At 69.1% G+C, this 14,167-nt stretch carries 19 protein-coding genes, 1 tRNA gene and 1 riboswitch; of the genes, 13 read left to right on the top strand and 7 right to left on the bottom strand.

Annotation, left to right across the window (positions count from 1 at the left end):
- Positions 1-285: 285 nt before the first annotated feature.
- From SAM23877_RS13920 to SAM23877_RS13905, 5 genes are all read left to right on the top strand, one after another.
- Positions 286-1,713, top strand: coding sequence for an amino acid permease (locus tag SAM23877_RS13920; protein WP_053131723.1), 1,428 nt, complete (start codon positions 286-288; stop codon positions 1,711-1,713).
- A 172-nt stretch (positions 1,714-1,885) separates the two neighbouring features.
- Positions 1,886-2,308, top strand: a complete 423-nt coding sequence (locus SAM23877_RS13915) for a M67 family metallopeptidase (protein WP_053131720.1) — start codon at positions 1,886-1,888, stop codon at positions 2,306-2,308.
- 92 nt (positions 2,309-2,400) lie between these two features.
- Complete coding sequence (locus tag SAM23877_RS41945) at positions 2,401-2,496, top strand: putative leader peptide (protein ID WP_310873142.1); 96 nt, start codon at positions 2,401-2,403, stop codon at positions 2,494-2,496.
- Positions 2,497-2,595: 99 nt separating this feature from the next.
- The gene (locus SAM23877_RS13910; RefSeq protein WP_053131717.1) at positions 2,596-2,883 is read left to right on the top strand and encodes a MoaD/ThiS family protein; all 288 of its coding nucleotides are present in this window, start codon (positions 2,596-2,598) and stop codon (positions 2,881-2,883) included.
- Between the two features lie 6 nt (positions 2,884-2,889).
- The gene (locus tag SAM23877_RS13905; RefSeq protein ID WP_053131714.1) at positions 2,890-3,840 is read left to right on the top strand and encodes a PLP-dependent cysteine synthase family protein; all 951 of its coding nucleotides are present in this window, start codon (positions 2,890-2,892) and stop codon (positions 3,838-3,840) included.
- Between the two features lie 4 nt (positions 3,841-3,844).
- Here the strand turns inward: SAM23877_RS13905 and SAM23877_RS13900 are convergent, their stop codons facing one another.
- The gene (locus SAM23877_RS13900) at positions 3,845-4,309 is read right to left on the bottom strand and encodes a type II toxin-antitoxin system PemK/MazF family toxin (RefSeq protein WP_053131709.1); all 465 of its coding nucleotides are present in this window, start codon (positions 4,307-4,309) and stop codon (positions 3,845-3,847) included.
- A 203-nt stretch (positions 4,310-4,512) separates the two neighbouring features.
- Between SAM23877_RS13900 and SAM23877_RS13895 the strand changes: the two genes are divergently transcribed.
- A complete protein-coding gene (locus SAM23877_RS13895) occupies positions 4,513-5,265 on the top strand; it encodes an MBL fold metallo-hydrolase (RefSeq protein ID WP_053131706.1) in 753 nt (250 codons plus the stop codon).
- 68 nt (positions 5,266-5,333) lie between these two features.
- Here SAM23877_RS13895 and SAM23877_RS13890 read toward each other — a convergent pair whose 3' ends face one another.
- Positions 5,334-6,599, bottom strand: coding sequence for a PTS transporter subunit EIIC (locus SAM23877_RS13890; protein ID WP_053131703.1), 1,266 nt, complete (start codon positions 6,597-6,599; stop codon positions 5,334-5,336).
- Between the two features lie 263 nt (positions 6,600-6,862).
- Entirely contained in the window at positions 6,863-8,158 is a 1,296-nt protein-coding gene (locus tag SAM23877_RS13885; RefSeq protein WP_053131698.1) for a PTS transporter subunit EIIC, read from the bottom strand.
- 157 nt (positions 8,159-8,315) lie between these two features.
- On the opposite strand from SAM23877_RS13885, the gene SAM23877_RS13880 reads away from it, so the two are divergent.
- The 4 genes from SAM23877_RS13880 (at position 8,316) to rdgB (ending at position 10,640) form a co-directional block, all read left to right on the top strand.
- Complete coding sequence (locus tag SAM23877_RS13880) at positions 8,316-8,549, top strand: PTS sugar transporter subunit IIB (RefSeq protein ID WP_053131695.1); 234 nt, start codon at positions 8,316-8,318, stop codon at positions 8,547-8,549.
- 94 nt (positions 8,550-8,643) lie between these two features.
- A complete protein-coding gene (gene rph, locus SAM23877_RS13875; protein WP_053131691.1) occupies positions 8,644-9,384 on the top strand; it encodes a ribonuclease PH in 741 nt (246 codons plus the stop codon).
- 199 nt (positions 9,385-9,583) lie between these two features.
- Complete coding sequence (locus tag SAM23877_RS13870; RefSeq protein ID WP_053131688.1) at positions 9,584-9,991, top strand: hypothetical protein; 408 nt, start codon at positions 9,584-9,586, stop codon at positions 9,989-9,991.
- Positions 9,992-10,037: 46 nt separating this feature from the next.
- Positions 10,038-10,640 carry an RdgB/HAM1 family non-canonical purine NTP pyrophosphatase gene (rdgB, locus tag SAM23877_RS13865; RefSeq protein WP_053131684.1) on the top strand — a complete coding sequence of 201 codons (603 nt, stop codon included), beginning with the start codon at positions 10,038-10,040 and terminating at the stop codon, positions 10,638-10,640.
- Between the two features lie 60 nt (positions 10,641-10,700).
- On the opposite strand, the gene SAM23877_RS13860 is transcribed toward rdgB, so the two are convergent.
- The 4 genes from SAM23877_RS13860 to bcp form a co-directional block, all read right to left on the bottom strand.
- Positions 10,701-10,777 (bottom strand) — tRNA-Leu (locus tag SAM23877_RS13860).
- 9 nt (positions 10,778-10,786) lie between these two features.
- Entirely contained in the window at positions 10,787-11,653 is an 867-nt protein-coding gene (locus tag SAM23877_RS13855; protein ID WP_053131682.1) for an HNH endonuclease signature motif containing protein, read from the bottom strand.
- Positions 11,650-12,270: an HNH endonuclease signature motif containing protein gene (locus SAM23877_RS13850; RefSeq protein ID WP_053131678.1), complete on the bottom strand. Its 621-nt coding sequence runs from the start codon at positions 12,268-12,270 to the stop codon at positions 11,650-11,652. The genes SAM23877_RS13855 and SAM23877_RS13850 overlap by 4 nt, the downstream gene beginning before the upstream one ends.
- 131 nt (positions 12,271-12,401) lie before the next feature.
- Positions 12,402-12,869, bottom strand: coding sequence for a thioredoxin-dependent thiol peroxidase (gene bcp / locus SAM23877_RS13845; protein WP_053131673.1), 468 nt, complete (start codon positions 12,867-12,869; stop codon positions 12,402-12,404).
- A gap of 92 nt (positions 12,870-12,961) precedes the next feature.
- Between bcp and SAM23877_RS13840 the strand changes: the two genes are divergently transcribed.
- The 3 genes from SAM23877_RS13840 (at position 12,962) to SAM23877_RS13830 (ending at position 14,154) form a co-directional block, all read left to right on the top strand.
- Positions 12,962-13,294: a DUF3618 domain-containing protein gene (locus SAM23877_RS13840; RefSeq protein WP_053131670.1), complete on the top strand. Its 333-nt coding sequence runs from the start codon at positions 12,962-12,964 to the stop codon at positions 13,292-13,294.
- A 77-nt stretch (positions 13,295-13,371) separates the two neighbouring features.
- The gene (locus SAM23877_RS13835) at positions 13,372-13,674 is read left to right on the top strand and encodes a GroES family chaperonin (RefSeq protein WP_383641017.1); all 303 of its coding nucleotides are present in this window, start codon (positions 13,372-13,374) and stop codon (positions 13,672-13,674) included.
- Between the two features lie 56 nt (positions 13,675-13,730).
- Positions 13,731-13,802: riboswitch (guanidine-III (ykkC-III) riboswitch) on the top strand.
- Positions 13,803-13,833: 31 nt separating this feature from the next.
- Complete coding sequence (locus tag SAM23877_RS13830; RefSeq protein WP_053131664.1) at positions 13,834-14,154, top strand: DMT family transporter; 321 nt, start codon at positions 13,834-13,836, stop codon at positions 14,152-14,154.
- The last annotated feature ends 13 nt before the right edge of the window (positions 14,155-14,167 follow it).

The following is a 14,167-nucleotide window of genomic DNA, read 5'->3' as shown; positions in this document are numbered from 1 at the left end:
AAACGGTGCCCTTTTTTGCACCCCATGGGTGGTTTTTGTCCGCTTCTGCCTGTGTGGCACGTCACAGAGCGCCCCTGTGATCAGCCGGGCGGTCGTGGTAAATCTTCACGACCGCCCGGCGAACACCACCCGAATGTTCGGCCGGGTGCGCCACCGAGCCGGCGGATCGCCGGCCAGGCACCGAGCGGGACGCGAGGCCCGCTCAGCTCCATCATCCGGGGGGATCGAGACCCGATCCGAGGCCGAGAGAAGGCCCGGTTCGGCATGGAGAAAGGCGCACCACACATGACCTCTGCGAAGGTCGACACGGAGAAGGCCCCCGAGGAGGGCTACGAGCGCGGGCTCAACAGCCGCCAGGTCCAGATGATCGCGATCGGCGGCGCCATCGGCGTCGGACTCTTCCTGGGCGCCGGGGCCAACATCGCCAAGGCCGGCCCCAGCATCATCCTCATGTACGCCCTCGCGGGCGTCATCATCTTCTTCATCATGCGGGCGCTCGGCGAGCTCCTGCTCTACCGTCCCGTCTCCGGTTCCTTCGCCGAGTACTCGCGGGAGTTCCTCGGCCCCTTCTTCGGTTACTTCACCGGCTGGACGTACTGGCTGATGTGGGTGGTCACCGGCATGGCGGAACTCACCGCCGCCGCCATCTACATCCACTACTGGTTCCCGGACATCCCGCAGTGGGTCTCGGCCCTGGTCTTCCTGGTCCTGCTCTTCGTGGCCAACCTGATCTCGGTGAAGCTGTTCGGCGAGATCGAGTTCTGGTTCTCGATGGTCAAGGTCACCGCCATCATCGGCATGATCGTCATCGGTGTCGGCGTGCTCACCCTCGGCTTCAGCCAGGCGGGCGACACCGCGGCCGTCTCCAACCTGTGGGAGTTCGACGGCTTCTTCCCCAAGGGCATCGGCTCGTCCCTGATGACCCTCCAGGGCGTCATGTTCGCCTACCTCGCCGTCGAACTGGTCGGCGTCACCGCCGGTGAGTCGGAGAACCCGGAGAAGACCCTCCCCAAGGCGATCAACACCCTGCCCTGGCGCATCGCGCTGTTCTACGTCGGCGCCCTCACCGTCATCCTGGCCGTGGTCAAGTGGACCGAGTTCGCCGAGGGCGTCAGCCCCTTCGTGAAGGCCTTCACGGTCATCGGCATCCCGGCCGGCGCCGGCATCGTCAACTTCGTCGTGCTCACCGCCGCCCTGTCGTCCTGCAACTCCGGCATGTACTCCACGGGCCGCATGCTGCGCTCCCTCGCGGACAACGGCGAGGCGCCCAAGGTCTTCAACCGGCTGTCGTCGACCAAGACCCCGGCCATCGGCATCGGCGTCTCGGTCGTCTTCATGGGCATCGGCGTGGTCCTGAACTACGTCGTCCCGGAGAAGGCCTTCGGCTACGTCACCTCCATCGCCACCGCCGCAGGCATCTGGACCTGGCTGATGATCCTGATCAGCCACGTCCTCTACCGCCGCAAGGTCGTCGCGGGCCGCCTGCCCGCCTCCTCCTTCCCGGCGCCCGGCGGCTCGGTCTGCTCCTACATCGCCATCGCCTTCCTGCTCTTCGTCACCTGCCTGATCGCCATCGACGCCGACGCCCGCATCTGCCTGTACGTGATGGCCGGCTGGGCCGCCGCGCTCGGCATCGGCTGGGCGGTGCTCAAGAGCCGCAACCCGGCGGTGACCGAGCGGCGCGACGAGCCGGAGATGGAGAAGATCGTCTGACAGCCGCACCGGCCGCCAGTCGCTGACCAGCGCGTTCACGCGCACCATGGACGTCCGGCCGCACGGGGTGCTCGTGGCACCCCAGCGCGTCCGCCGCTCAGGATGTCCGGCATTCGGGCCGGTCCGTACCACCCATCGGTACGGGCCGGCCCCTCTGCTTATCCTTGGCCGCATGCTGACCATCACCCAGGCCCTGTACGACCAGATCGTCGCCCACGCGCGCGAGGACCACCCCGACGAGGCGTGCGGCGTGGTGGCCGGCCCGGTGGGCGAGGGCCGCCCCGAGCGGTTCGTCCCGATGCTGAACGCCGCCCGCTCCCCGACCTTCTACGAGTTCGACTCCCAGGACCTGCTGAAGCTCTACCGCGAGATGGACGACCGCGACGAGGAGCCGGTGGTCATCTACCACTCCCACACCGCCACCGAGGCCTACCCCTCCCGCACCGACATCACCTACGCCAACGAACCCGGCGCCCACTACGTCCTGGTCTCCACGGCGGACACCGACGGCGCCGGCGACTTCCAGTTCCGGTCGTTCCGCATCCTGGACGGAGAGGTGACGGAGGAGGAGGTCAAGGTCGTGGAGGCGTACTGACCCCGGGGCCGTATCCCGCATACCGGATGAATCATGTCCGCAGGGTGAGATCACACTCCGAGGGGTGGACCGGGAATCGATACGATGAGCCCATGGTTCTTCTCGACGTGAGCGAAAAGGCGCCGGGCACGCTGCTCGTGGCGCGCCTGCACGTCGACCTGTGCAGGCTGAACAGCGCCATCTGTTGACTTCCGCCGCCGCCGTACGGCCGTGAGCCGCGGCGGGCTGCCGCGTGCCGCCGCGCGCCTGACCGAACCCACGACACCTTCCGACAGGAGCCCTCAGCCATGGCCATCGAGGTCCGCATCCCGACCATCCTCCGCCAGTACACCGACGGCCAGAAGGCGGTGGAGGGCAACGGGGACACCCTCGCCAAGCTCTTCGCCGACCTCGAGACCCGGCACGCGGGCATCCAGGACCGACTCATCGACAAGGCGAACGGGGAGCAGCTGCGCCGCTTCGTCAACGTCTACCTGAACGACGAGGACGTCCGCTTCCTCGACGGCATCGACACCAAGCTGACCGACGGCGACAGCATCACGATCCTGCCGGCCGTCGCCGGCGGTATGGCCTGATCGGCGATGCGCTACGACTCCCCGCTGGCCGCGGTGGGCAACACCCCTCTGGTGCGCCTGCCGCGGCTCTCGCCGTCCGACGACGTCCGCATCTGGGCCAAGCTGGAGGACCGCAACCCGACCGGCTCGATCAAGGACCGCCCCGCGCTCCACATGATCGAGCAGGCCGAGAAGGACGGCCGCCTCACCAAGGGCTGCACGATCCTCGAGCCCACCAGCGGCAACACCGGCATCTCGCTCGCCATGGCCGCCCGGCTCAAGGGCTACCGCATCGTCTGCGTCATGCCCGAGAACACCTCGCGGGAACGCCGGGACCTGCTCGCCATGTGGGGCGCGGAGATCATCTCCTCCCCGGCCGCGGGCGGCTCCAACACCGCCGTGCGCGTCGCCAAGGAACTCTCCGCCGAGCACCCGGACTGGGTGATGCTCTACCAGTACGGCAACCCGGACAACGCCGGCGCCCACTACGCCGGCACCGGCCCCGAGATCCTCGCCGACCTGCCCTCCCTCACCCACTTCGTGGCCGGCCTCGGCACCACGGGCACCCTGATGGGCGTCGGCCGCTACCTGCGCGAGCACAAGCCGGACGTGCGGATCGTCGCCGCCGAACCGCGCTACGACGACCTGGTGTACGGCCTGCGCAACCTCGACGAGGGCTTCGTACCCGAGCTGTACGACGCCTCCGTCCTCACCACCCGCTTCTCCGTGGGCTCCGCCGACGCGGTCACCCGAACCCGGGAACTCCTCCAGCAGGAAGGCATCTTCGCGGGCGTCTCCACCGGCGCCGCCCTGCACGCCGCGATCGGCGTCGGCAACAAGGCGGTGAAGGCCGGCGAGAGCGCGGACATCGTCTTCGTCGTCGCCGACGGCGGCTGGAAGTACCTCTCCACCGGCGTCTACACGGCCGCCACCACCGAGGAAGCCATCGAGACCCTCCAGGGCCAGCTCTGGGCCTGAGGCCTCACCGGGCGAGGTGACGGACCTGGTCCCACAGGGCCGGGTCCACCTCGCCCACCCGGCGCCGGAACTCCCTCACCGGCACCTCGCGCAGCTCGTCGGTCTCCAGGAAGCTCGTCCGCCCCCGCGCGTCCCCCACCGAGCCCGGCGGCAGCGTGATCACCCCGGCCCGCCCGTCCCGGTACCGGGTGGTGATCTTCGCGACGAGCGCGCGCCGCCCGTGCACCGAGATCACCAGACACGGCCGGTCCTTCGCGCCCCCGGTGTCCTCGTAAGGCACGTTCGCCCACCAGATCTCCGCGGGCCTCGGCCGGGCCGCCCGTCCCCGCGGCCCCGTCGGCCGCCCCGGCGGACGCCGGCTGCCGCCCGGCCGAGAAGGCCGCCGCCCGCGGCCCCAGCCGTCGACGACCGTGGCGACGAGCGCGAGCAGTACCACCGCCGCGAAGGCGAGCCACCAGGACGTGTCCATACGACGACCGTACCGGCGCGCACCACCACCGCGCGCCCCTTCAATGGCCTCACGCGCCCCATGTCCAGCCGAACCGGTGACACCGCAGGTGAGTTCGCCCACAACGGCCCCTGGCGGAGGAGCGACCAAAGGTTTTGCGCCTTACGCTCGACAAACCGCACGACCCCCGTCTCTCCACACGCGCCAGCGGAGGTTTCTGCTTCATGAAGCTCACCGTCGTCGGCTGCTCGGGGTCGTTCCCGTCCGCGGAATCGGCCTGCTCGAGCTACCTCGTCGAGGCCGACGGCTTCCGGCTGCTCCTCGACATGGGCAACGGTGCCCTGGGCGAGCTGCAGCGCCACTGCGGTCTCTACGACCTCGACGCGATCTTCCTCAGCCACCTGCACGCCGACCACTGCATCGACATGTGCGCCTACTTCGTGGCGCGCTACTACCGGCACGAAGGCGGCCGCTGCGATCCCCTCCCGGTCTACGGACCCGAGGGCACCGAACACCGGCTCACCACCGCCTACGCCGACACCCCCACCGCCTCGTCCATGAGCGAGGTCTTCGACTTCCACACGGTCAAGCCGTCCACCTTCGAGGTCGGCCCCTTCACCGTGCACACCGAACGCGTCGCGCACCCCGTGGAGGCCTACGCCATCCGCGTCGAGCACGGCGGCCGGTCGCTGACCTACTCCGGCGACACGGGCGTCACCCCCGTGCTGGACGAACTCGCCCGCGACACCGACCTGTTCCTGTGCGAGGCCGCGTTCACGCACGGCAAGGAGGACATCCCCGACCTGCACCTCAACGGCCGCGAGGCGGGTGAGACCGCCGCCCGCGCCGGCGCCCGCAGCCTGGTCCTCACCCACATCCCCCCGTGGACCGACCCCCGGGTCAACCTCGCCGACGCGCGCGAGGTCTACGGCGGCCGGGTGGAGGTCGCCGCGGCGGGCGCGGTGTACGAGATCTGACGCACGACCACGGAGGCGGGGCCCGGTCCAGGTGACCGGGCCCCGCCTCCGTGCGACGTGCGTAGGGGCTACTTGCCCTCCGCCTTCTGCAGCTCCGCTATCTCCTCGTCCGACTCACGGCCGGGCGTCGGCAGGTTGAACTTCGTGATCGCGAACCGGAAGACCACGTAGTAGACCGCCGCGAAGCACAGACCGACCAGGGCCAGGCCCCACGGGTTGCTCGCGATGCCCAGGTTCAGGAGGAAGTCGACGGCGCCGGCCGAGAAGCCGAAACCGTCCTTCATGCCCAGCGCCCAGGTCAGCGCCATCGAGACACCGGTGAGCACCGCGTGGATGGCGTACAGCACCGGCGCGATGAACATGAAGGTGAACTCGATCGGCTCGGTCACACCGGTGACGAACGACGTCAGCGCGAGCGAGAACATCATGCCGCCCACGACCTTGCGGCGCTCGGGGCGCGCACAGTGCACGATCGCCAGGCAGGCGGCCGGGAGCGCGAACATCATGATCGGGAAGAAGCCGGTCATGAACTGGCCCGCGGTCGGGTCACCGGCCAGGAAGCGGGCGATGTCACCGCTCTTGCCCTCGTACGAGCCGGCCTGGAACCACGGGAAGGAGTTCAGCAGGTGGTGCATGCCGATCGGGATCAGCGCGCGGTTGGCGACACCGAAGATGCCCGCGCCGACGGCACCGGAGCCGACCAGCCACTCACCGAAGTTGTGCAGGCCCGTGCCGAGCACCGGCCAGATGTAACCGAAGACGATGCCGAGGACCAGACCCGCGAAGGCCGACAGGATCGGGACCAGCCGGCGGCCACCGAAGAAGCCCGCCCAGTCGGGCAGCTTGGTCCGGTAGAAGCGCTGGTAGAGCAGCGCCACCACGAGGCCCATCACCACACCGCCGAGGACCTTGGCGTCCACGGGCGCGTCCGTCATGACGACCTTGCCCTCGACGACCTTCGCCACCTGCGGGAGGTTCTCGTCGGTGAACGTGGCCAGCACGTTCTTGAAGACCAGGTAGCCGACGACCGCCGCGAGCGCCGTGGAGCCGTCCGACTTCTTGGCGAAGCCGATGGCGATGCCCACGGCGAACAGCAGCGCCATGTTGTCGAGGATCGCGTTGCCGCCGGCCGCCATGAACCCGGCGATCTTCGTCAGGAAGGTGGGGAACTCCGGGCGGCCCAGCATGTCGGTGTTGCCGAGGCGCACCAGCAGGGCGGCGGCGGGCAGCACCGCGACCGGCAGCATCAGGCTGCGGCCGATGCGCTGCAGCACAGCCATCACACCGGCGCCCTTCTTCTTCTCTGCCGCGGGCGCGGCGCTGGGCGTGGTCACAACATCCTCCAGGGGGACAGGGCGCGCCGCCCGGTCGCACGGGAAGGATGAGGACGGCGTCGTCGCAGGTCTAAACCACTCAGTGGTGTAGACCTGTTGTAGCACGATGAAGGCCGTGTAAGGAACCCGCGATTCCGCGACCGCGGCACTACGCGCAGTACCGGATCGAGTCCCCGCCCCCACGCCCCGCGAGGGCATGCCGAAGGCCCCCGGACGCACGGTCCGGGGGCCTTCGGAAGACCACGGTCGAAGCCTACGCGAAGCTACCCCTTCGCCACGTCCTCCACCTCGTCCTCCGGCTCCCGCCCCGGCGTCTTCAGATCGAACCTCGTGATCGCGAACCGGAACACCGCGTAGTACACCACCGCGAAACACAGACCGATCGGAATGATCAGCCAAGGCTTCGTCGCCAGGTTCCAGTTGATGACGTAGTCGATCAGCCCCGCCGAGAAACTGAACCCGTCCTTCACGCCCAGCGCCCACGTCACCGCCATCGACACACCCGTCAGCACCGCGTGCACCGCGTACAGCAGCGGCGCGATGAACAGGAACGAGTACTCCAGCGGCTCCGTGATGCCCGTCACGAACGACGTCAGCGCCACCGACAGCATCAGACCGCCCACCTCCTTGCGGCGGTGCGGCTTCGCGCAGTGCGTGATCGCCAGCGCCGCCGCCGGCAGCGCGAACATCATGATCGGGAAGAAGCCCGTGGTGAACTGCCCCGCGGTCGGGTCGCCCGCCAGGAACATGTTGATGTCGCCGTGCACCACCGTGCCGTCCGGCTTCGTGTACGAGCCGAACTGGAACCACATCGGCACGTTCAGGAACTGGTGCAGGCCGATCACCAGCAGCGCCCGGTTCGCCAGCCCGAAGATGCCCGAACCCCACGCGCCCAGACCGTTCAGCCAGTCGCTGAAGCTCTCCAGCGCACCGCCGATCGGCGGCCACACCCACAGGCACAGCGCCGCGAACACGATCGCCGCGAACGCCATGATGATCGGCACCAGCCGCCGGCCGTTGAAGAAGCCCAGCCAGTCCACCAGCCTCGTGCGGTGGAAGCGCTGCCAGAAGTAGGCCGCCAGCAACCCGATCACGATGCCGCCGAAGACCCCCGGGTTCTGGTAGGTGAACGCCGTCACCGTCTCCGACCCGTCGGTGAGCCGGCAACCGATCTGCGGAACCGCCTCCGACCCCTCCGGACAGTCCTCCGGGAACTGCCGCAGCACGTTCCAGTAGACGAGGAACCCCGCCACCGCCGCGAGCGCCGTCGAACCGTCCGCCTTCTTCGCCATGCCGATGGCCACACCCACGCAGAACAGCAGCGGCAGCCCCAGCGAACCGTCCAGCAGCGCCCCGCCCGCGCCGATCATCACCTTCGAGACGTTCGACCAGCCCAGCCCGTCGTCGCCGAAGACGTCCGGCTGCCCCAGCCGGTTGAGAATGCCCGCGGCGGGCAGGACCGCAATGGGCAGCTGAAGACTGCGGCCCATCTTCTGCAACCCCTGGAACAACGTGTTCCATCGGGCCCGAGCGGGACTGACCGCGCTGTCGGCACTCATCCGGTCTCCATCGGTCGCCGGTACACTGGTGTAGACCAGTTGACGGTCGGTTCCGCCGCCGTGACGCCATCATTCGGTACACCCCGCACGATGGCTCGCGAAGATGGGCCAACTGTGGGTTACTGCGACAAAGCGGTTCGGATCAGGGAGAAGGAACATGGCCAGCAAGGCTGAGAAGATCGTCGCCGGCCTCGGCGGCATCGACAACATCGACGAGATCGAAGGCTGCATCACCCGCCTCCGCACCGAGGTCAACGACCCCGCGCTGGTCGACGAAGCCGCCCTCAAGGCCGCCGGCGCCCACGGCGTCGTCAAGATGGGCACCGCCATCCAGGTCGTCATCGGCACCGACGCCGACCCGCTCGCGGCCGAGATCGAAGACATGATGTAGAACCCCACCGGTTCACACCCCGGCAAGGGGCCTTCCACCGCCGCTCTCCACAGCGGGGAAGGCCCCTTCCGCATGGCCCGCTAGGCTCACCCGCATGTCACGCATCGACGGCCGCACCCCCCAGCAGCTCCGCCCCGTCACCATCGAACGCGGCTGGAGCAAGCACGCCGAAGGCTCCGTCCTCGTCTCCTTCGGCGACACCAAAGTCCTCTGCAACGCCTCCGTCACCGAAGGCGTCCCCCGCTGGCGCAAGGGCAGCGGCGAAGGCTGGGTCACCGCCGAATACGCCATGCTCCCCCGGGCCACCAACACCCGCGGCGACCGCGAATCCGTCAAGGGCCGCATCGGCGGCCGCACCCACGAGATCAGCCGCCTCATCGGCCGCTCCCTGCGCGCGGTCATCGACTACAAGGCGCTCGGCGAGAACACCATCGTCCTCGACTGCGACGTCCTCCAGGCCGACGGCGGCACCCGTACCGCCGCCATCACCGGCGCCTACGTCGCCCTCGCCGACGCCATCACCTGGGCCCAGACCACCAAGAAGCTCATCAAGCCCAGCCGCAAGCCCCTCACCGGCACGGTCTCCGCCATCTCCGTCGGCATCGTCGACGGCACCCCCCTCCTCGACCTCCGCTACGAGGAGGACGTCCGCGCCGACACCGACATGAACGTCGTCTGCACCGGGGACGGCCGCTTCGTCGAGGTCCAGGGCACCGCCGAGGCCGAGCCCTTCGACCGCGACGAACTCAACGCCCTCCTCGACCTCGCCGCCGGCGGCTGCGCCGAGCTGGCCGACCTCCAGCGCAAGGCGCTCGACGCGTCCCTGGAGAGGTAAAGAGCACACCAAGGACGCATCAAGAAGGGCGGCCCGCACGCGCAACTCCACCGCCCGCCGCCGCGTCACTAGCAGTACAGCGGTACAGCACTTCCCCGGGCGTACGGCCGCACGCGCCGTACGCCCGGCGCCGCACGCACCGCACGTACCGCACGCACACGGGCCGCCCGGCCCTGTCCCAAGGGGAGGACCGAGACCCATGGCCGCGAGCCGCCACCGCCGCCTTCGCCGCACCACCGTCACCGCCGCAGCCGTGGTGACCTTCGCCCTCACGGCCGGCCTCACCACCGGCTGCGACGCCGTCGACAAGGCCCTCGACTGCGTCCAGACCGCCGACGCCATCGCCGACAGCGTCACCGCCCTCCAGCAGGCCGTGGAGAACGCCTCCAACGACCCGACGCAACTCGAGGAATCCCTCACCTCCATAGACAAGAACCTCGACAAGATCGGCGACAAGACCGACAACGCCGACGTCGACCAGGCCGTCGACGACCTCGGCAAGGCCGTCGACAACGTCCGCACCTCGGTCGAGAACGGCGACGAGACCCCCGACCTCAGCCCCGTCACCGACGCGGCGGGCGAACTGACCAAGGTCTGCACGCCGTAGCGGAGCGGGTGCGAACGGACCGGCGGACGCCCGGGATACTGAACCCATGACCCGCCTGATCCTCGCCACCCGCAACGCCGGAAAGATCACCGAGCTGAGGGCCATCCTCGCCGACGCAGGCCTGCCCCACGACCTCGTCGGCGCGGACGCCTACCCGGAGATCCCCGACGTCAGGGAAACCGGCGTCACCTTCGCCGAGAACGCCCTCCTCAAGGCCCACGCCCTCGCCCGGGCCACCGGCCACCCCGCCGTCGCCGACGACTCCGGTCTCTGCGTCGACGTCCTGAACGGCGCACCCGGCATCTTCTCCGCCCGCTGGGCCGGCCGCCACGGCGACGACAAGGCCAACCTCGACCTGCTCCTCGCCCAGATCGGCGACATCGCCGACGAGCACCGCGGCGCCCACTTCGCCTGCGCGGCGGCCCTCGCCCTGCCGGACGGCACGGAGCGGGTCGTCGAGGGTCAACTCCGCGGCACCCTCCGCCACACCCCGGCCGGCACGGGCGGCTTCGGCTACGACCCGATCCTCCAGCCGGACGGCGAGACCCGCACCTGCGCCGAGCTGACCGCCGAGGAGAAAAACGCGATCAGCCACCGCGGCAAGGCCTTCAGGGCCCTGGTACCGGCGGTACGGGAACTGTTGGGCTGAGAGCGGTCGCGCAAGAAGCCGGAAGGGCGCGACTCCCCGCGGGGAGCCGCGCCCTGAAGGTGGGGCCGACGAGACTCGAACTCGCACTGTCCACTACCTAAAAGTGGTGCCTCCTGCCGAAATTGGGCTACGGCCCCACGTACAGCTTACTGGCTCCCGCCGAGCCGCTGCGGAGGGATGCGGCGATCGCGCGATCGATTGGCGAAGGTGGCCGTCTGGCTGTGGCAGGACGGGCAGAGGTAACGCAGGTTCTCCCGGCGGTTGTCCAGACGATCGCCGTTGATGTGATCAACTTCCAGCACGAGTCGCCTGCCCTGCCAGGTGTCTCCGATGCCGCACTCGCCGCAGACATGCCGTACGCCGAGGTCATCAAGGGCCCGCCGCAGCAGAACGGTTTTGGTACGGGCACATCCGGGAGGGAGCCGCACCAGGATCTCGGACGCCGCTCTGCGGCGGGGAGAGCGGATGCCGCGATAGTGGCCCTGTCCTGTGAAGTGGGCGGTCGACAGACCGTATGCTTCGATGCTGCGCTTCACGAGTGTCCGAGAGCCACCGGTGTTGCTTCGGCCAAGGGCCGCGAGGACTCCGGCCACGCTCGTGGCAGCCTCCACCGCTGCCGCCAGCTCGGCGCGGGGAACAAGGCCAGGACCGTACGCGCGTCCACTCGTGAAGTGCGACGTGTCGATGCCGAACTTGTCCAGCCTTTTCCTGATGTGGCCGTACGGGCCGTCCTGCGGGGAGAGCCCCATGAACTCCAGCATCTCCCTGATGCTGTTCGTACGGGCGGCGGCTTCTCTCAGGAGTTCCTCCGAGTAGCTGCGTCGTTCGCGTTCCGGCATCGACACCTCGCGAAAGTGCGAGGTGTCGATGCGGTAGTGCCGTAGCCGCTTGCTGAGATAGCAGCGGGGGCCGCTTCCCACGGGCGCTCCGAGTCTGTGCATCAGGTCGACCATGCTGGTGGCCTCGGCTGCGGCGCGTGTCAGCAGGTCGCGTGTGTACTTCGGCCTACTCATGAGGCGTTGCGCCTGCGGCCTCGGTATGTGTCCGTCGCGGCATGGCAGTTGGGGCAGAGCAGCCGGAGGTTCTCCGGGCGGTTGTCCCACCAGGCGCCGTCGACGTGGTCGACCTCCAGTCGGAGAGGTCTGCCGTTCCACTTGGGCCCCGTGCCGCACATCGCGCAGTTCTCCGGAACTCCGGACCGCAGCAAGTGGGGTAGCAGCCGACTTCCGGGCACCCTGCCGTCTTGTGGCGTGCGCAGGGCCAGGAGATCGCCGTGCGATTTCCTGGGCTTTCGCGGCCGCCCGGCGAAGTGGGATGTGTCGATGCCCAGTGCCGCGATACGGCGGCTGATGTGCGTGTGGTTGCCGCCTACCGGGTTGATGCCCAGGCGGCGCAGCACTTCCTTGACGTTGGCCGAGGCGGCGACGGCGGCTCGGATCGCCTCCTCGGAGTGGCGCGTCCACTGCGCCGGAAAGCGGGCGACGTCCACGCCTGCCTCGGTCATTTTCTGACGCAGATATCGCCTGCTGCCGGGAGTGGGCGTGCCGCCGCACCAACGTACGGCGTCGTCCCAGTTCGTTGTCACCCGAGCCGCCTCTTCGAGCAGCTCACGGGTGTACCTGACCCCCATGCTTCCCCTCCGTCCCGGCCACCCGTTCGTGGCCTCGTACGGAGTAACGAACCGTTTATCGGACAGTCACGCGCGGAATGCGGAAGGGCCCGTACCGGGAAGCTCCGGTACGGGCCCCGCCGAAAGGGGAGTCAGATGCCCAAGTCCTTGATGATCTTGGCGACGTGGCCCGTCGCGCGGACGTTGTACAGGGCGCGCTCGACCTTGCCCTGTTCGTCGACGACGATCGTGGAGCGGATGACGCCCATGTACGTCTTGCCGTAGTTCTTCTTCTCGCCGAAGGCGCCGTACGCGTCCAGGACCTTCTTGTCCGGGTCGGCGAGGAGGGTGACCTTCAGGGACTCCGTGTCGCGGAACTTGGCCAGCTTCTCCGGCTTGTCGGGGGAGATGCCGATCACGTCGTACCCGGCGCCGGCCAGCAGCTCCAGGTTGTCCGTGAAGTCGCAGGCCTGCTTGGTGCAGCCGGGGGTAAGGGCAGCAGGGTAGAAGTAGACGATGACCTTGCGGCCCTCGTGGTCCGACAGGGACACCTCGTTGCCGTCGGCGTCCGGGAGGGTGAAGGCGGGGGCCGGGTCCCCGGGCTGGAGTCGCTCGCTCATCGATCCAGCGTAACGGGGGGTCCTGACAGTGCGGAGGAGCGAGTAGCTGACAGACTGTCCGGGACAGTGTCAGAAGACAGCGGAGGCGTACGGTGGCGGACACGTCGGACAGCAGGACCCCGGCGCAGATCGAGGCGGACATCAGGCGCCGCCGCGAGGTGCTGGCCGAGACGCTCGACGAGCTCGGCATGCGGGTGCACCCGAAGACGATCGTGGGCGACGCGAAGGCCAAGGTCGCGTCCAGCGTCGATCACACCCTCGGGCGGGCCTACGTCGGGGTCAATCGTGTGGTCAGCGATGTGAAGTCGCAGTTCGTGGACGAGACGGGCGCACCGCGGATGGAGCGCGTCGTGCCCGTCGCCCTCGTGGTCGTCGGGGTCGTGGGGCTGCTGGCCCTGGGCGGTACCCGGCGGCGCGGGCGCTGAGCCGGGGCAGGTAGGTTCAGGGCGTGAGCGACAGGAAGAACGAGCACGGTTCCCCGGACGACAAGCTGCCCATCCGGATGCTGCACGACCGCGTACTCGTGCGGCAGGACGCCGGCGAGGGCGAGCGGCGTTCCGGGGGCGGGATCCTGATCCCCGCCACGGCGGCGGTCGGCCGGCGGCTGGCCTGGGCGGCGGTCGTCGCGGTGGGGCAGAACGTACGGACCGTGGAGCCGGGCGACCGGGTGCTGTACGACCCGGAGGACCGCGCGGAGGTCGAGGTGCGGGGCGTCGGCTATGTGCTGATGCGGGAGCGCGACCTGCACGCGGTGGCCGCGGACCGGTTCGAGGGGTCGGAGGATTCGACCGGGTTGTACCTCTGAATCGGCGGTACTGAACAGGCCGGAGGGGCTGGTGATCGAGGTCACCAGCCCCTCCGGCCTGTCTTTGCTAGGTTGGAGGGACCCCGACGAGACGCGCCGTACCGGGCTGAAGGAAAAGACGACGCACCCCGTTTCAGTTCGCTCACGGAGGTGCCTGTCATGGCCTGGGTTCTGCTGCTCGTCGCCGGTCTGCTCGAGGTCGGCTGGTCGATCGGGATGAAGTACACGGACGGTTTCACCCGTCTCGTCCCCAGTCTGCTCACCGGTGCCGGGATCGTCGCCAGCATGGTCCTGCTGTCGTACGCGGCCCGGACGCTGCCCATCGGTACGGCCTACGGCGTGTGGGTGGGCATCGGCGCGGCCGGTGCGGCGGTGCTCGGCATGGTGGTGCTGGGTGAGCCGGTCACCGCCGCCCGGATCTTCTTCATCTGTCTGCTGCTGGTCGCCGTCGTGGGGCTGAAGGCGACCTCGGGTCACTGACGCTCGTCGAGGC

It is taken from the genome of Streptomyces ambofaciens ATCC 23877, assembly GCF_001267885.1.
Taxonomy (GTDB): domain Bacteria; phylum Actinomycetota; class Actinomycetes; order Streptomycetales; family Streptomycetaceae; genus Streptomyces; species Streptomyces ambofaciens.
The sequence above is the reverse complement of the archived record's forward strand: the minus strand, read 5'-3'. Positions and strand labels throughout refer to the sequence as shown.